Below are 15,274 nucleotides of genomic sequence, written 5' to 3' on the forward strand. Positions count from 1 at the left end.
TTCAGCAAGACCGGTTTTTTGTATTTTACTCGCTGTTTTTAGCAAGAACGTCGTTTAGCGTGAAGGTCAATACCGTTTCAATGCGCCTTGTTTTGCACGAAGCACAGGTGTTATTTATTCAAACTGACTTTTCAACCAGCAGCAAACCGGCAGGTGTGATAACAATTAGCTTGTCTTTATACAGGGCGCCAATGGCTTGTTTAAAAGTTTTTTTGCTAACACCAAAGGCATCGGCAATCAATTCTGGCGAACTTTTATCCGTTAAAGCCAGCTTGCCGTCGTTTTGGCGTAAACGCTGTAAAATCTTTTCAGTTAACGCCTGAGCTTGCTGATAAGTGGCTTGATTTAGGCGTAAATCAATTTTGCCATCATCGCGAACTTTGGTGATCAGGGCGGTGTGGCGTTCACCTCGTTTTAGTGGGCGAAAAACTTCATTTTTATACAATACACCCCAATGTTGATGTTCAATAATCGCTTTGTATCCAATATCGGTTTGCTCACTGATCATCACTTGCACCTTATCACCGGTTTGGTAAGGCACAGGTGTTTTATGTAAATGACGATCTAATTTAGTCGAAGCAACAATACGATTACTTAAATCGACATAACAATACACTAGATAGTGCTGGCCCACTTTCAGCGGGATTTGCTGCTCGCTAAAGGGCACTAATAAGTCTTTCTTTAAACCCCAATCTAAGAAAGCACCCACCTTAGTACTGGCAACCACAGCTAAAGAGGCCACCTGGCCAACCATAATTTTCGGTTGCTCAGTGGTGGCAATCAGTTGATCTTCAGAATCTAAATATAAAAATACAGACAAGGGCTCGCCGATAACAATATCTGCGGGCGCCACGTTGTTCGGCAGTAGGATCTCACCCCAGCTTAATCCGTCCAGGTAATAACCAAACTTAACCTGTTTTTTTACGGTTAATGTATTCAGGGTACCTAATGCTATCATTTGTGCCTCATTATTCATTGTTTAAGTTGAATATTGTAACGGCTTTTTGCGGTGTGTGCTGTGCTAATTTCAACGGGTATGCTGCTTTCGTTGCTTATTAGTTTAAGCCGCAAAGCCTTGCGGTGTATTAGCCAGTTTAGACCAGATTTTTTCATGGAAAAAATAACCTACCGTATTTACCGCCGGTTCAACAATAGCAACCAAGCCACCGAGGATGAGATCGCCGGTAATTAAATAGGTCACTACAAAAGCAATGGTAAAGTGCATTAGCGCGAAGGTGAGTGTCTTAATCATCAGTTACATCCTATCTCAATACGATGATCAAATGATAGCACCTCTCATTTGCATTTAAAGTGAATTTTATTGCTTAGCATTAACAATAAAATTAATCAGCTTGGTAAGTCAATTGACGCCCGTGTTGCGTATACCTTATCTTGGCATGAGCGATAGGTTGTTTAGCCTAAGTAATTTTCATTATCGCAGGGCAGAATATTTCGGAGAAACCTTATGGATTGCCGTGAATGGCTGGATATCAAGCAGTATGAGTTCCTGATGAACTATTTTATGCGTCGTCAACAACAACACGCTATGGCTGATTTGAATGAGCCTTACAGTTATGATGGTTTTAGTACCTATGATCAGCTGTACCAGCAAATTGTTAAAGAAGCAGAAGTGGCGTTTATTGAATGTTTTGGTGAACCGGCGCCGCCCATTGTGTTTACCAATTTATTTCATCTCGCCGAGCTTGAGTTAGCAGGTAAGCGGCCCCGCTTGAAAGGGCCGAAGATTATACAATAAGCAGTAAAGTGCAGCTAATCTTCTAAGCGCTTTAACGCATCGATAAGCATCGGTACGTCCAGTTTGTCATTCAGCGGCACTAAGGTGCCTGCTGACCAGACGCCATAGCTGCCATCTTGACGTAAGATCAGCATCTTATCTTTTCGGATACTAATAATATCTTGCTGGCTGATATTCAGTTTGGGTAAGGCTTTAGGTGCGAGCAAATTATCGCTAAGCCAGCGTTGCTGGCCATCACAGCCGGCCGCAGCAACCAAGGTGGGTAACCAGTCCAGCTGTTGGCTATTATGCTGTTTTAATTGTTGACTCAGTGCTGGCCAGCGGGTCAGAGCGGTGACGGGAGCCAGTTGGAACTTAGTATTATTGCTGTGTAACGGCACAATGACAATTTGGGCATATTGTTGATAGTCAGCCCAATTTTGCGTGGGATCCGCGTCAAATACCATACTAAAAGGCGTGAAAGTGGTCGACTCTGATGCCCAAGGAAGCAACGCGCTGAGCTTAGGGTCGCGATTCACTACCGAAAACGCCTGGCTGTGAGAGGGTGATAACCAGCTCGGCCGCTGTTTAAGCGCTTCGGTGTCGCTTGCTTCTACCATAAATTGGCCATACAACACATTGAGCAGTGCTTCAGGGGCATTATTGGGGGCAAAATGTTGTTCGTGTAATCGAAATTGCTGCTGACGGAAAAAGTTAATCTGCGACTCGGTTAAGGGTTGGCTAAACAGCAGTAGTGTCGACTGTTGTGCCGGCAAAGTACAACGTAACTCACCGGTAAGTGGCAAACTGGTTTCTAAACTTAGCCGCTCGGCTTGGCGCTGTGCGCGTTGTGTTAAATCAACTAACTGATAGCGGGCTAACAAACTTTTTGCCGTAGCGGGATAAGAAAACGGTAAAACATTATCTTGGCGGGTAATGTCCCACTGCAACTTCGCGTCAGCATAAATATGTAAAACATGGCTTAACATAAAACTGCCGAAAAACAGTATAAGTGCAGGTTTACCAATACCTGATTGCCCTAAGCGGGTAATTTTTTTCCAGCAAAAGTTACTGATGGTCAGTTCTATGGCAAACAACATACTGCCGACTACGGCCACGATCAGCAAAAAGTTACGCAGGTTGGTGACTATTTGCTGGCGCAATAAATCAATCGTTTGATCATAAGATGCACTGCCTAGATGATACCCAAGCTGGTTATAAACGTAAGCGTCAAAGATTAATAGTACTAATCCAATACTGGCGAGCGCTGCGGCCAGGCCGCGAATATGGCGCTGATAGGGAAAAATTAACGACAATGGAAAGATGGTTAAAATAAAAAACATAAAGCAGATAAATGCGGTATGTCCTAGCCAGGTTAATACAAGATAACTCCAGCCAAGGAATGTCACAGGTAAAGGTTCTGCCCACCAGAAAAAAGCCGTAATCACTAAAGCCAGCAGCATGTTAAAAAAGCTGAACCAGTGACCCCAATTCAGCAAGCGATTGACTTTTTTTACCAGTGACAGATTTTGTTCTAACACCATGTTAAGTTTACTGACGATTTACGTTGATGGCATCCGCTAATGCCCGATTAAATGATTCAGTTACCGCAGCGCGTTGTTTGGCGGGTACTGATGTATTAATAACATGGCTGACGGCATTGCCTAAACACATTAAGCTCAGCTCGGTAGTCGCCTGCTCATTTTGCAGGGTGTCGATAAGTTGATTTACCAGCTTTTCAATTTGGCTAGTCGAATATTTTGATACAATAGGCATGGATTACTCAGATAAACAAAGCTTAAACAGATAGAATAGTAACAGAATTCAGAAAAAACAGGAAAATTTATGTCGGTAGATATGCAACATCTGGCTATTAATTACATTGCGTTGACCGATAGTGGCGAACATCAAGCGCATTATCGTGACGGTTTGATCAGCAGTAACGTCGCCGTTGCCAACTTGGTAGAAACCTTACATCTGGCCTATAACGGCAAACCAGCTAAAGGATATGCCAGTTTTAATCCAGAGAAGTCCGCACGAGTGCCACAAGCATTAGCCGATTGGCAGGCTGATCAAACAGACTTTTTGGGTTTTGCCAAAGCCACTACGGATGCATTAGTGGTGGAATTAAGCCAACATCAATTACCTGAAACAGGTTATGTGTTACTGGCACATTATCGTTATTTAGCCAGCGATTACCTTTTGGTCTGCCTGTTAGGCAGTAAAGATCACTTTGAATTGTCGGAGCAACTCGAGTTAGCAACTTCACGGCATTTAGATATTGGCCGGATGCAACTGGCCGCACGTTTAGATTTAACGGAGTATGCGGTTAATGCGGCTAAAGGCAATTACATCAGTTTTATTCGTGGACGTGCAGGGCGAAAAGTGGCCGATTTCTTTTTAGATTTTTTAGGCTGTACCGAGGGCGCCGATGCACGAGTGAATAGCCAAAAAGTGTTGGCTTCAGTTGAAGAATACCTGGGTGCGGCAGAATTTGATGCCTCTGAAAAAACCAGCGCTCGGCGTCAGGTGTTTGACTACTGTGAAGAGCGCGCCAAGAGCGGGCAAGATGTGGTACTCACTGAGTTATCGGCGGTCGTTGATCCTGAGCAAAGTAATGGTTTCTTACACTATTGTGCGGAACAACAGCTCGATGTCGCTGAACAATTTCCAGTCGAAGTGAAAGAGCTGAAAAAAATGGTCAAGTTTAATGGTGCGGGTGGCGGCTTATCGCTTAGCTTCGATGAAAAGCTACTCGGGGAGCGGATAAAGTACGATATCAAAACCGATACTTTAGTTATTACGGGCACACCACCTAACTTACGAGACCAGTTACAACGCTTTAGTCAGGGCTATTCGGCTTTTGATCAGGGCTCGGAGTAACCGGTTTACTTTGTGTTTGCTTGGCAGCGTCAGTTTGACTGGCGTTGTCAGGCTTGGCTTGCGGATCGGCTAGATCTTTTAAACTGGGCATTTTCATTTTAGCTGAATGTTTAATGAGCATGATATTGCCAATGATTACGCCAAAAGCGAGTGCGATGCCCCAAAATAACGGCCAATTCATATTTCTGCCTCACAAATGTTAGTGATAAAACGAGGATATAACTCCGGTAACATTTGCAACACTGTGGCTTGCTCGGCAATCGGATTATCCATCAAGGTTTGTTGTAATTGTTCTAGAGTTAGCGCTGCCTGACATGCACTGGCCAGCGGTTGATAGCTCAAATGCCAAGGCTCTGCCGCTACACCACCGCGAAATGCGCGATAAGGTAAAAAGAAGCCATAGTCAGCAGCATTCTGTTGTAACCACTGTGCTAAAGTGGCGAAAGGCCCATCGCCTTGATATTCGTCTGTATTTAACTGTACTTGATAATCTATTGGCACAGCCGCGGCATCATAAACATCTATTTCTGTTCCCCAGTGATGTCGACTTGCACCAGGTAGTGCCGAATAAAGCATAATCGCTTCAATACGTGCCTGCGCTGACAGTGAAGTCACATCAACCCGTTGTTGAGCATGATTAAAAACCGGACGTTGCCCCAAGCATTTTGCTTGCCAGATACGAGCTTGACGCTCGAAACTGCGCCAAGCCGATACCACGGCTAAATCAAAACCTTCATTAGCCAAGGCCGCTTTGAGTTGCAGAAATGCAGCCATGGCCTCTTGGTGAAGCCACTGCTGATTGCCGATATGTTGCATGGCTGAATTATCAAGCCCCGTTAACAGGGCACGGTTCAGTATCGCGCGGCTCATGCGGTTAAGCGTTGCTGCAAATTAATCAATAATTGCAGGTACACTTCAGTTAATTGGCTAAGATCGGCAATCGCCACACATTCATTTACTTTGTGGATAGTGGCATTGCAGGGGCCTAGTTCAATCACTTGAGCGCCAGTTGGGGCAATAAAACGGCCATCTGAGGTGCCACCTGTGGTTTCAAGCCGTGGCGTAATACCTCGTACTTTTTCAATCGCGGCCACCGTGGAGTCAACTAAATCGCCTTGCTCGGTTAAAAACGGTAAGCCATTTAACGTCCACTCTAGCTGATAATGTAAACCAAATTTGTCGAGTAGGGCATAGACTCGACTTTGCAGCTGCTCGGCATCCACTTCCGTGCTGTAGCGGAAGTTAAACATGACGTTTAATTCTCCCGGGATCACATTTGATGCACCGGTGCCACCTTGAATATTGGCGATTTGAAAACTGGTTGCTGGAAAATAAGCGTTACCGTTATCCCAAATCTCTGTTGCTAAGGCGGCCAATGCCGGTGCCGCTTTATGAATAGGATTATCAGCTAAGTGTGGGTAGGCGACATGGCCTTGAATACCTTTTACGGTTAAGTGCCCTGTTAACGAACCTCGCCGACCGTTTTTTATCACATCACCCACTTGCAGATGGCTAGAGGGTTCGCCCACTAAACACCAACGAATTTTTTCTTGGCGTGCTTCTAAAGTTTCAATCACTTTGACCGTACCATTGATAAAGGGGCCTTCTTCATCGCTGGTAATTAAGTAAGCTAAATTAAAAGCCGGTGACGGTTCTTGTGCTAAAAATTGCTCAGTCGCAACAACCATCGCAGCTAAACTGCCTTTCATATCGGCAGCACCGCGACCAAATAAGGTATCGCCAATGATGGTTGGCTGAAACGGGGGGGTGTGCCATGCATCGACAGGACCGCTCGGTACTACATCGGTGTGACCGGCAAAACAAAATAACGGTTTGCCTTGACCATGGCGTGCCCACATATTGAGCGTATCTGCAAACGGCATCATCTCAATATTAAAGCCCACTTTAGCTAAACGTGCCGCCATCAGTTGCTGACAACCGGCATCTTCAGGTGTCACTGACGCCCGTTCAATTAACGCTATGGTGAGCGCTAATGTTGGGTTGCTGGCCGGATTGGTGAGATCAGTCATAAATGAATTACCTATTTTTCAGAAGAGGCAGATAAAGCAAGATAAGCTTGCTCATCAAAGCCCAGTAACAGTTGTTCGTTATGTTGTAATACTGGTCGTTTGATTAGCGCAGGTTGTTCTAGCATTAAGGCTAAAGCACGTGTTTCGTTGATCTCCGCTTTATCGCTGTCAGCTAACTTACGCCAAGTTGTTCCACGTGTATTAAGTAAATTTTTCCAGCCTAATTCCGCGGCGAAACGCGCTAGCAGTTCAGCGTCCAAGCCATCGGTGCGATAATCGTGAAATTGATAGGCTAACGCTTGTTGCTCTAAACAACGTCGGGCTTTTTTGATGGTGTCACAGTTTTTGATGCCGTATAAGGTAATCATAGTTTTTTACTTTTTAAATTGCAGAACAAAAAGAGGATCTTGGTTGGCTAGCACTTGAGCTTGTCGGCTGAGTAACTTATCGAGTTTGCTCGGTAAAGATAAGCTCGCGACACAATACAGTTCATCGAGCACTAATTGCCAATACGCTAAGTCGATTTGCAGTATCGGTGTACCTGCCTTGACTTCACGTGGTGCTCGGCACAGCCAATGTAAGCCTTTGCCGTGATCGATGCTAATAGCAAAAGGCAAATCGACTGTCAGCGTTAGCCCCGAAGTATGAGTAAAGATTAAACGACGCTCACCGGCTCTGGCTGTTGTAAAGTGGCCACTGAATGGAGCATAAAGCGTACCTTGTTGTAATTTACAGCATAAGGTCGCCGGAAAAATATCCTGCTGATACAGTAATTCAGGATGCATGCTGATCGGTAAGACCTGACCACTAAACGGGCTTTTAATAATAAAACCTTCTAGTGTGGTCCAATCTTGTTGCCAGATGATGACTGATTGCTGCACTGTTGCTCTCCAAGATCATGAAGCTTTGATGATAGCTTAAAGTTTTTGCAATATCAGCATCTTTCACTACCTTATGTAGCCCAGCATTAAAGCGATAGCAGCGCTTTTGGCCATAAAACTGCTGCTTTTGCCGTATTTGCTCAAATTTGTAGCTTAATTAACGATTTCCACTAGCAAAAAAACAGTCGTTAAGCCATTAAACCGTTATTAACAAGCCTCATGTTGTCCACAGATTCTGTGAATAACATTGTGAATAACACGGTTTATCTTGTTTATCGTTCTGTATTCTATTGGATTTTTATTTTGGCATATTCTTTGTTTAGTCTGTCATGATCGAAAAAGTACAGAGAACGTAAAAAAAGCAGACTTTTGCTATCAATTTGGTTTAAATATCTTGTTGTTTATATTTTGTTAAATCTGAGGCGTCACTGTGTCTTTCATTAACGTTTCAATGGCATTTTTATTTTGTTTAGAACAATTAAAAGTATGCTAAAGTTATCAAACTAGGCCAGCACGGGAGTAGAGTAATTGCAGCTGATTCGTATTCTAAGCCAAGGTATTCGTTATAGTCGTACTTGGCCGACTAAACCAGAATTAAATGCTATTTTCCCTGAAAATAAAGTCATTTTCTTAACGCGTAAAGGCGTTCATTTTTTGCCGGTATTATCGGTAATTACGGCTTTAGTCCAATTCAAATTGCTTGGTGCAGAACATCTCGGTCAGATTATTGCCATGATGTTGTTTTTAGCCGCGTTACCATTGCAGGGTTTTTATTGGCTAGGCATACGAGCTGACAACAGTTTACCTCCAGCGCTGATAAATTGGGGAAACGAAATTCGTGAGCAAATCATCAAGCATGGCCAATTACAAAGCCAGCCTGGCTCGTTAAAAAGCTATTTCGATCTGGCTAAACTACTTCAACAGGCTTATCAGCAGTTAGACAATACGGTAATGCGCCGTTGGTTTTAACAAGACGCATTCATGACAGTGGCTCAAGCTAAGCTAAATTAAATACTGACCAAACAGGGGCGTGGTCAGATGGGCGTTCAATACCCCTGAGTTCATAATCGATGCCTGACTCAATACACTTAGCCGCCAGCAACGGGGTAGCCATAACCACGTCTATGCGTAATCCACGATTATCATCAAAACCTTTCGAGCGATAATCAAACCAACTGTATTGTGCGCCAGTTTCTGGATGCAGTGCACGGAAAGTGTCGATCAAGCCCCAATCTTTCAATTGTTGTAGCCAAGCACGTTCTTCCGGCAAAAAAGAGGTCTTACCTTCACGTAACCAACGTTTGGCATTGGCTTCGCCGATGCCGATATCTAAGTCGATAGGCGAGATGTTAATATCACCTATTACGGCCACATAGTCCTTTTCGCTGTTATGCGAAGTTTCTAGGTAATGTTGCAAATCAGCGTAAAACTGAGTTTTGGCTGGGAATTTTATCGGGTGCTCGCGGTTTTCCCCCTGCGGGAAATAGCCGTTTAGCACAGTTAGGCGTTTGCCATCGGCTAAATCGAATTGTCCAATTAGCATTCGACGTTGAGCATCTTCAGTATCGCCGGGAAAACCATATTGCATTTCGCTGGCCGGTTTCTTACTCATGATGGCAACACCATAATGCCCTTTTTGGCCAAAATGATAAACGTGATAACCCATTGCTTGAACATCAGCTAATGGGAATTCACTATCATGTACTTTGATTTCCTGTAAACCAATAATGTCAGGTTGATGTTTTTCAATTAATGCTTGAAGTTGATGCAGCCTGGCGCGAATACCATTAATATTAAAAGAAATTATTTTCATACACTATCCGAATTAAGACCTGTTAACGCTTATTGTTGATCATACCATGTAATCCAGATCAGCACGACCTGTGACAAACTCGGATCCGGAGCAATCTTTGGCAATATTATCTGGGCAAACAGCTTTGCCTTTTAACTATCAAGTCATCTACAGTCGGCGACGTTCTGTGCAATTGGCCATTAAGGCAGGGCAATTGACCATTCGAGCACCAAAAGGCACTTCAAGTCAGTTCATCTCTGCGTTATTAGCGCGCAAACAACAATGGATCTTGTTACACCTTGCTCGAACGGAAGCCGAAGCTGATAGCGCCGTGGCAGCGTTAGATCGTCATGAAATTTTAGTGTCAGGGCAATCGATACCATTTTGTTGGCAGTTAGCGGCCAAAGCCAATGTGGTAATGACGGAGCGTCAGTGTAAAGTATCGATCCCAACGCGGGTGAAGCCAGAACGACGTGCTTTATACCTGAATCGACAACTGCAAGAATATTTTGTACCGCTGGCTGAACAGTATTTTCAGCAAGCGGTAGCGTCTCAAGCTCAGCTTATGGGGTGTAAGCCAAAGGCAATCCGTATTGGTAACTGGCAGCGTAAATGGGGGTTTTGCAATAGTTTGTCAGAGGTAGGGTTTAATTGGCGCTTGATGCAAGCGCCTACTTGGGTAGCAGAGTATGTTGTTGTGCACGAATTAGCACATTTAACCCACATGAATCATTCAAACGCTTTTTGGCAACGCGTAGCAAAGTTTTCTGCTGATTACAGGTTAGCGGAGCAGTGGCTAAAGCAACATCAGCGGTTGTTGTTATAAAAAAAACCGACCTTTAAAGGTCGGTATCAAGATAAATTGATTAAAAGGAGAATACATCCAGGGATAACACACCTTTTAAGACCCACTGATTATAAAAAGATTCCATTGCGGCATAATTATTTATTAGATTTTGCATTAAATCGCTATTTTAGTTTAATCTCTGCCCTCACTAGGTGAGCATACCGCGATTAATTAGACGGTAATTAATAATAATGAAACAGACAGGCAACTAACCATGATGAATCCCCTTCGTTTATTGCAACTGCTTAAACTATTAGATGTAACACGCTTACAAGATAACGATGATCAGCGTCAAATGACCGATTGGTTAGCCCAATTACCGGTAACTCCCGCGCCGGTGGCCGCATTCTGTGTGTATCCTGAATTTTTAGCCGAGGCCCGTAAACATATTACGCAGTCTAATGAAACTGTGGCACTGGCGACGGTTGTTAACTTTCCAACTGGCGATCAACCCTTATCTACCGTACTAGCAGACATCGCTACAGCACGCCAAGCCAGTGCGACGGAAATTGATTGTGTTTTACCTTATCAAACCTTACTCAGCGGCAAAGAAACCGAAGTTGCTCAGTTTTTAGCTGCGGTGCGTGAAGCAAGCCAAGGTCTGTGTTTAAAAATCATTATTGAATCAGGTGAGCTATTAACCGCACAACAAATTACTAAAGCCAGTGAATTGGTTATAGATAGTGGTGCCGAGTTTATTAAAACATCAACCGGTAAAGTGCCGGTTGGCGTTACCTTGGAAGCGGCTAAAATCATCTTAACCAGTATAGCTGCCGCAGATCGCTCGGTAGGATTTAAAGCATCAGGTGGTGTCAAAACCGTTGAGCAAGCATTAGAGATAGTCAGTTTATATGAGCAAGTGACGGGTAAAACGGCACAAAGCGAAGGGCTACGTATTGGTGCCAGTACCTTATTAACTGAGCTATGTCAGCAACTTGCCAGTTAGTTACGGCCTTTTAACCAAAGACAACGTTATAGTCATTATCAATAAGTACGAGCAAGTACTGGCTGTTATGCCATTATTTGCTTTTGCTTATAAAGACAGCATTAATTAATCGCGACAATGAGTCAGTCGTAACAGCATTTTTTGCTGATAACACGATGAATTGAATATGAAAGAGGCTGCTGAAGAAGAAATTGCTTGCGTTGCTCGCCTTTCAGGCAAGCGCCATGTTGTTCCGCTGGTCAATGCTGCGCATTGTCAAACCTGGTGAAGGTTCTCACCTTGCCCTAAGAGTGTTTTATAGCGTTTAGATTTAAATTGAAGAACTTAGATATAAAGAGAAATGGTGGAGGGGGAAGGATTCGAACCTTCGAAGGCAGTGCCGGCAGATTTACAGTCTGATCCCTTTGGCCACTCGGGAACCCCTCCACAAGTGCAGGCGCATATTATCAAATTCAGTTTTTAAGTAAAGCACTTTACTAAAGTTTTTTGACTGTTTGCCGATAAAGCAAACAGTTAGGCTAAAAAGTGTAGATAATGCAAGCAATCATTAACGAATGGCAACTGGGTACAACGCTTAACCAAGCACTGCAACAACAGCATCGTGCTGATTTTGCGTTGTGGTTAGCGGTGTTGTCTCCGGCGGTACAAGAAATGGCGGCTTTTTATACGCCATTACCTAAAAGCGTTGAGGTTAACGCAACGCTCTATCAGCAATTATTTGTGCGTCAACGCCGCAGTTTTGCATGGCAAGAAACTGATGCGGCTGTGTTAGCGCAACTTAATCGATCTGCGCAAACGAGTTTACGCCAATTGAAATTACAAAGCGCTTTAACCCCTGAGCCTTGGGTTAGAAAAGATGATGCCAAAAAATTAGATGGTCGCTTGATGAGTAATTTAGATCAGCATGCTATACGTCGTCTAAGTGGCAAGGAACCACCGATCCAAGAAGGGGACGAAACCGTGTTATATGAAATGCTGCAAGAACTGAATGCTAACCCTTTACCGCTTTAGTGCTTCTTGATCTTATGCTTGACCGCTTATTAGATGAGTTTGACAATGTTTCACTTTTATCAATGAACCACACGGGCAAAGCTCATTACGTTTTAACTTATGGCTTGGTGTGGCTGACAGTTTGCCACTGTGGTAATACCATTTATCAATAAATTCAAAAAATGATTGTTCTGTGATCACTTCAACGGTGTTATCGATAATAAAGTAGGCTTTGAAACTTACTTCACCTTTATGCATATTCTGGTTGCTCTCGCTGATCGCTAACTTAAAAAAATGCACACTATCAGCAAACTGTTGAATTTCTTCTATCAATTCAGCTGAACGTTGTGTTGGATGCGTAGTCTGGTAAACATAGTCAATCTGACCAAGACAATAGGCCGTGTAACGTGAACGCATTAGGGCTTCACAATTTGGTGCTAATTCACCTTCTAATACATAAGGGGCACAGCATTCAATAAACGGTTTTTTTGAACAGCAATAACACAGCATCGTTATCTCCACATTAATGCGTGTTAGTTTACCCCTAAGCCAGCTCAGGGTGTTTCACTTTATTGATGATTTATCGTTTTTTGTTAAGTATTGTGATGCATAGCTTAGATAAAGTATGTCACTTGTCACTTGTCACTGATATAGAGTTTTAATGTTGTTTCACCATTGCCTGTGTTAAGGGATACAACGCAGTTTGCTGCTTCTCTGCTAATTGCGCTAATTGCGTTGCTTCCTCATCAGTTAATTCACCACCATGCAACACAACTTTACAGCTAGCACTGTTTATCGCGCGTTGTACCGTTTTCGCTAAATCCTTAACCTGGTGCGGATGAATCATTAAGATTTTTTCTAGAGGGATCTGGCAGCTTGCCCAAAAATTTTTATTAGGTTTCACTTTCGGTGCGATTAATACGATCCAGCCATCTACATCGCGATGTTGTTGTAGCAACTTTAATAGTTGTAGTTCGATATTATCATGCTGTTGATATGCCGAGGCCTGCGTGGAAGGCACAGCAATATTGTTTAACGATTTGCTGTTGCGAAGTTGAGTATCATGGTGTGCCGTTTTGCTGGTAATAAGCATGTAAACCTCTAGCTGGTTATTTATACAGTGTATGCCTATACAGTAGTTTTTGTTCAAATAAAAAGCAAGTGTTTTGTGTTTGTTTTTTTAGTCATATCGTTGTCATACAACCTGCATATTCTTTATTGTTGTTAATTTTGGATTTGATGTATGGCAACTTCAGAACAGTCTTGTGTTGAGCTACAAAGTATTTTGCAGGCCAAAGCGCTTCAGCCGTTATTTCAACCTATCGTTACTTTAAATACTGCGCAGATTTTCGGTTATGAGGCGTTAATTCGTGGCCCATCGAACAGCCCGCTGCATTCGCCTTTGCAACTGTTTAAAACCGCGCTTGCGTGCGATGCGTTAGCCGAGTTAGAACTGCTCTGCCGAGAGTTGAGTATTGCAGCCTTTGCCAGTGCAGGCGTCACTAGTAAATTATTCTTAAATGTTAATCCACTATTATTACTGACCGCTGATCATCCTAGCGGCCTAACCAAAGCGATGTTACAAAAAGCCGGTTTAGATCCGTCACAGGTAGTGATTGAAATTTCGGAACAATACCAAGTAGAAGAGGCGAGTTTATTAATTAAAGCGGTGAACCATTATCGCGATCTGGGTTTTTTAATTGCGATTGATGATTTGGGCAGTGGTTTTTCGGGTTTGAAGCTATGGTCAGAGTTGCAGCCTGATTTCGTTAAAATTGATCGTTATTTCATTAGCGAAATTCATCGTGACCCGACCAAAAAGGCCTTTGTTAAAAATATTATCAGTTTAGCTAAAGCTACCGGTGCGTTGATTATTGCCGAAGGGATTGAAACGCAGGAAGAACTCTTTCAGTGTAAAGAATTAGGTGCTGATTTTGCCCAGGGTTATTTGCTCGGACGGCCACAAGTCAGTTTTATGCAGAATCTCGCGAACAAGCGCTTACTTGAAGTTAAGCCGACGGTTCAGAGTCAAGATAATATCTTGCAACTTTTGTTGGCGGTTGCGCCGATTTCAGCCTCATTAACCGCGTTGCAAGTTGCTACTATGTTTGAACAAGATCACCGCTTACAAACTCTCGCGGTGGTAGATGATAATAAGCCAGTAGGTTTAATTTGTCGTTCTGAGTTACAAGCACTTTTCTCGCAAAACTTTGGTCGAGCGCTGAATGAAAAAAAGACAATTGCTCAGATCATGAATACGCAAGCCGTCATGGTTGATGCTGAATGTAGTTTAGATGAAGTCAGCAACATTGTTGCTGAAGATGAGCACAGTGCAGCGAGTTGGTACTTTATTATATGTCGTGATGGTTATTATCTTGGTTTAGGATCGGTACGGCAATTACTGAAAAAAGTCAGTGAAGCGAAACTGCAGCATGCGCGTTATGCCAATCCGCTGACCTTTTTACCAGGCAATGTGCCTATTTACCAAGAAATCGATAAATTATTGGCCAAGGGTACAGACTTTGCGGTGGCGTATTTAGATCTGAATCATTTTAAACCCTTTAACGACATCTATGGTTACAGTAAGGGTGATGCAGTTTTGCAATTATTAGCTGAAATTATTCAGCAAAAAACGGCAGGTTTATCCTGTTTTATTGGTCATATCGGTGGTGACGATTTTGTGTTGATCAGCACTCACGTTGTTATTGAACCTCTGTGCAATGCCATTTTGATTGAATTTGCAAACCGTATAACAGCTTATTATGAGCCCGAACATCAGCAACAGCAGGGGATCCACTCGTTAAATCGCATGGGCGAGTCTTGCTTTTATCCTATGCTTTCTTTATCAATCGGCGTAGCCTTTCCCGATCCTACCGTATGTCATACACATCATGACGTAGCGGCTTTAAGTACCGCCGCGAAGTTTAATGCTAAACAAATGGGTGGTAACGCGCTATTCTTATCCAGACGTCGCGGGCCTGATCAACTGCATACCACCTTACTGGCTAGACCATCTGCAGATTGATTTAGGCTAGAATATCTCATCGATATGTTATTAAGGTAATTCAGAAGTAATGATTTTAGATGCATTTGTCAGTCGTCATGGCGACGCCTTTAGTTTTACACGTCAGCACTCCTGTAATTTTGCCAAGAAGATCGCGGGTGATTTT

At 43.2% G+C, this 15,274-nt stretch carries 20 protein-coding genes and 1 tRNA gene (1 of these 21 cut by a window edge); 8 read left to right on the plus strand and 13 right to left on the minus strand.

Annotation, left to right across the window (positions count from 1 at the left end; genetic code table 11):
- Positions 1-118 precede the first annotated feature (118 nt).
- Both ACUJFK_RS09640 and ACUJFK_RS09645 read right to left on the minus strand, forming a co-directional pair.
- The gene (locus tag ACUJFK_RS09640) at positions 119-958 is read right to left on the minus strand and encodes a CvfB family protein (RefSeq protein ID WP_226751567.1); all 840 of its coding nucleotides are present in this window, start codon (positions 956-958) and stop codon (positions 119-121) included.
- Positions 959-1,060: 102 nt separating this feature from the next.
- Positions 1,061-1,252 (minus strand): DUF2061 domain-containing protein, encoded by a 192-nt coding sequence (locus tag ACUJFK_RS09645; protein ID WP_306176526.1) that lies wholly within the window; start codon positions 1,250-1,252, stop codon positions 1,061-1,063.
- A gap of 213 nt (positions 1,253-1,465) precedes the next feature.
- On the opposite strand from ACUJFK_RS09645, the gene ACUJFK_RS09650 reads away from it, so the two are divergent.
- Positions 1,466-1,756 (plus strand): hypothetical protein, encoded by a 291-nt coding sequence (locus ACUJFK_RS09650; RefSeq protein ID WP_306176525.1) that lies wholly within the window; start codon positions 1,466-1,468, stop codon positions 1,754-1,756.
- A gap of 14 nt (positions 1,757-1,770) precedes the next feature.
- On the opposite strand, the gene ACUJFK_RS09655 is transcribed toward ACUJFK_RS09650, so the two are convergent.
- Positions 1,771-3,279, minus strand: a complete 1,509-nt coding sequence (locus ACUJFK_RS09655) for a DUF3413 domain-containing protein (RefSeq protein ID WP_445424701.1) — start codon at positions 3,277-3,279, stop codon at positions 1,771-1,773.
- Between the two features lie 7 nt (positions 3,280-3,286).
- Positions 3,287-3,511, minus strand: coding sequence for a YejL family protein (locus ACUJFK_RS09660; protein WP_226751571.1), 225 nt, complete (start codon positions 3,509-3,511; stop codon positions 3,287-3,289).
- A 69-nt stretch (positions 3,512-3,580) separates the two neighbouring features.
- On the opposite strand from ACUJFK_RS09660, the gene yejK reads away from it, so the two are divergent.
- Positions 3,581-4,618 carry a nucleoid-associated protein YejK gene (gene yejK / locus ACUJFK_RS09665; RefSeq protein WP_226751572.1) on the plus strand — a complete coding sequence of 346 codons (1,038 nt, stop codon included), beginning with the start codon at positions 3,581-3,583 and terminating at the stop codon, positions 4,616-4,618.
- On the opposite strand, the gene ACUJFK_RS09670 is transcribed toward yejK, so the two are convergent.
- Genes ACUJFK_RS09670 through ACUJFK_RS09690 form a run of 5 tightly spaced genes read right to left on the minus strand, consistent with a single transcriptional unit; the run spans position 4,578 to position 7,529 of the window.
- Positions 4,578-4,799 carry a DUF2897 family protein gene (locus tag ACUJFK_RS09670; RefSeq protein ID WP_306176523.1) on the minus strand — a complete coding sequence of 74 codons (222 nt, stop codon included), beginning with the start codon at positions 4,797-4,799 and terminating at the stop codon, positions 4,578-4,580. The genes yejK and ACUJFK_RS09670 overlap by 41 nt on opposite strands.
- Positions 4,796-5,488, minus strand: coding sequence for a M15 family metallopeptidase (locus tag ACUJFK_RS09675; protein WP_445424702.1), 693 nt, complete (start codon positions 5,486-5,488; stop codon positions 4,796-4,798). Before ACUJFK_RS09675 ends, ACUJFK_RS09670 begins: the two co-directional genes overlap by 4 nt.
- The gene (gene dapE, locus ACUJFK_RS09680) at positions 5,485-6,648 is read right to left on the minus strand and encodes a succinyl-diaminopimelate desuccinylase (RefSeq protein WP_445424703.1); all 1,164 of its coding nucleotides are present in this window, start codon (positions 6,646-6,648) and stop codon (positions 5,485-5,487) included. Before dapE ends, ACUJFK_RS09675 begins: the two co-directional genes overlap by 4 nt.
- An 11-nt stretch (positions 6,649-6,659) precedes the next feature.
- Entirely contained in the window at positions 6,660-7,016 is a 357-nt protein-coding gene (locus tag ACUJFK_RS09685) for an ArsC family reductase (RefSeq protein WP_306176520.1), read from the minus strand.
- Between the two features lie 6 nt (positions 7,017-7,022).
- Positions 7,023-7,529: a PTS glucose transporter subunit IIA gene (locus ACUJFK_RS09690; protein WP_226751577.1), complete on the minus strand. Its 507-nt coding sequence runs from the start codon at positions 7,527-7,529 to the stop codon at positions 7,023-7,025.
- A gap of 528 nt (positions 7,530-8,057) precedes the next feature.
- Here ACUJFK_RS09690 and yfbV point away from each other — a divergent pair.
- Positions 8,058-8,498 (plus strand): terminus macrodomain insulation protein YfbV, encoded by a 441-nt coding sequence (gene yfbV, locus ACUJFK_RS09695; RefSeq protein WP_226751578.1) that lies wholly within the window; start codon positions 8,058-8,060, stop codon positions 8,496-8,498.
- A 28-nt stretch (positions 8,499-8,526) separates the two neighbouring features.
- Here yfbV and xthA read toward each other — a convergent pair whose 3' ends face one another.
- Entirely contained in the window at positions 8,527-9,342 is an 816-nt protein-coding gene (gene xthA / locus ACUJFK_RS09700; RefSeq protein WP_445424704.1) for an exodeoxyribonuclease III, read from the minus strand.
- 97 nt (positions 9,343-9,439) lie between these two features.
- Between xthA and ACUJFK_RS09705 the strand changes: the two genes are divergently transcribed.
- Positions 9,440-10,147 carry a M48 family metallopeptidase gene (locus ACUJFK_RS09705; RefSeq protein WP_445424705.1) on the plus strand — a complete coding sequence of 236 codons (708 nt, stop codon included), beginning with the start codon at positions 9,440-9,442 and terminating at the stop codon, positions 10,145-10,147.
- Between the two features lie 235 nt (positions 10,148-10,382).
- On the plus strand, positions 10,383-11,114 hold the full coding sequence (gene deoC / locus ACUJFK_RS09710; RefSeq protein WP_306176517.1) for a deoxyribose-phosphate aldolase: 732 nt from the start codon (positions 10,383-10,385) through the stop codon (positions 11,112-11,114).
- 341 nt (positions 11,115-11,455) lie between these two features.
- Here the strand turns inward: deoC and ACUJFK_RS09715 are convergent.
- A tRNA-Tyr gene (locus ACUJFK_RS09715) sits at positions 11,456-11,540 on the minus strand.
- Between the two features lie 108 nt (positions 11,541-11,648).
- Here ACUJFK_RS09715 and ACUJFK_RS09720 point away from each other — a divergent pair.
- The gene (locus ACUJFK_RS09720; protein ID WP_445424706.1) at positions 11,649-12,125 is read left to right on the plus strand and encodes a VC2046/SO_2500 family protein; all 477 of its coding nucleotides are present in this window, start codon (positions 11,649-11,651) and stop codon (positions 12,123-12,125) included.
- 12 nt (positions 12,126-12,137) lie between these two features.
- Here ACUJFK_RS09720 and ACUJFK_RS09725 read toward each other — a convergent pair whose 3' ends face one another.
- Together ACUJFK_RS09725 and ACUJFK_RS09730 are read right to left on the minus strand one after the other, a co-directional pair.
- A complete protein-coding gene (locus ACUJFK_RS09725) occupies positions 12,138-12,614 on the minus strand; it encodes a YchJ family protein (protein WP_226751583.1) in 477 nt (158 codons plus the stop codon).
- Between the two features lie 148 nt (positions 12,615-12,762).
- Positions 12,763-13,197 carry a SulA-like leucine-rich domain-containing protein gene (locus ACUJFK_RS09730; protein ID WP_445424707.1) on the minus strand — a complete coding sequence of 145 codons (435 nt, stop codon included), beginning with the start codon at positions 13,195-13,197 and terminating at the stop codon, positions 12,763-12,765.
- 150 nt (positions 13,198-13,347) lie between these two features.
- On the opposite strand from ACUJFK_RS09730, the gene ACUJFK_RS09735 reads away from it, so the two are divergent.
- Positions 13,348-15,129, plus strand: coding sequence for a GGDEF domain-containing protein (locus tag ACUJFK_RS09735; protein WP_445424708.1), 1,782 nt, complete (start codon positions 13,348-13,350; stop codon positions 15,127-15,129).
- Positions 15,130-15,178: 49 nt separating this feature from the next.
- Positions 15,179-15,274: the 5' end (the start) of a DUF3581 family protein gene (locus ACUJFK_RS09740; RefSeq protein ID WP_229585982.1), read on the plus strand. Its footprint extends 624 nt past the window's final position; only the first 96 of its 720 coding nucleotides appear in the window; its start codon is at positions 15,179-15,181; its stop codon lies beyond the right edge, outside the window.

This window comes from Alishewanella sp. HL-SH06, from assembly GCF_052656265.1.

Bases quoted from the DNA above. Each gene is read 5' to 3' on its own strand.
- ACUJFK_RS09735 (WP_445424708.1), top strand. From the start codon at position 13,348: ATGGCAACTTCAGAACAGTCTTGTGTTGAGCTACAAAGTATTTTGCAG.
- ACUJFK_RS09650 (WP_306176525.1), top strand. From the start codon at position 1,466: ATGGATTGCCGTGAATGGCTGGATATCAAGCAGTATGAGTTCCTGATG.
- deoC (WP_306176517.1), top strand. From the start codon at position 10,383: ATGATGAATCCCCTTCGTTTATTGCAACTGCTTAAACTATTAGATGTA.
- ACUJFK_RS09660 (WP_226751571.1), bottom strand. From the start codon at position 3,511: ATGCCTATTGTATCAAAATATTCGACTAGCCAAATTGAAAAGCTGGTA.
- ACUJFK_RS09675 (WP_445424702.1), bottom strand. From the start codon at position 5,488: ATGAGCCGCGCGATACTGAACCGTGCCCTGTTAACGGGGCTTGATAAT.
- ACUJFK_RS09645 (WP_306176526.1), bottom strand. From the start codon at position 1,252: ATGATTAAGACACTCACCTTCGCGCTAATGCACTTTACCATTGCTTTT.
- ACUJFK_RS09725 (WP_226751583.1), bottom strand. From the start codon at position 12,614: ATGCTGTGTTATTGCTGTTCAAAAAAACCGTTTATTGAATGCTGTGCC.
- xthA (WP_445424704.1), bottom strand. From the start codon at position 9,342: ATGAAAATAATTTCTTTTAATATTAATGGTATTCGCGCCAGGCTGCAT.
- ACUJFK_RS09655 (WP_445424701.1), bottom strand. From the start codon at position 3,279: ATGGTGTTAGAACAAAATCTGTCACTGGTAAAAAAAGTCAATCGCTTG.
- ACUJFK_RS09730 (WP_445424707.1), bottom strand. From the start codon at position 13,197: ATGCTTATTACCAGCAAAACGGCACACCATGATACTCAACTTCGCAAC.
- ACUJFK_RS09640 (WP_226751567.1), bottom strand. From the start codon at position 958: ATGATAGCATTAGGTACCCTGAATACATTAACCGTAAAAAAACAGGTT.
- ACUJFK_RS09670 (WP_306176523.1), bottom strand. From the start codon at position 4,799: ATGAATTGGCCGTTATTTTGGGGCATCGCACTCGCTTTTGGCGTAATC.
- yejK (WP_226751572.1), top strand. From the start codon at position 3,581: ATGTCGGTAGATATGCAACATCTGGCTATTAATTACATTGCGTTGACC.
- ACUJFK_RS09720 (WP_445424706.1), top strand. From the start codon at position 11,649: ATGCAAGCAATCATTAACGAATGGCAACTGGGTACAACGCTTAACCAA.
- dapE (WP_445424703.1), bottom strand. From the start codon at position 6,648: ATGACTGATCTCACCAATCCGGCCAGCAACCCAACATTAGCGCTCACC.
- ACUJFK_RS09685 (WP_306176520.1), bottom strand. From the start codon at position 7,016: ATGATTACCTTATACGGCATCAAAAACTGTGACACCATCAAAAAAGCC.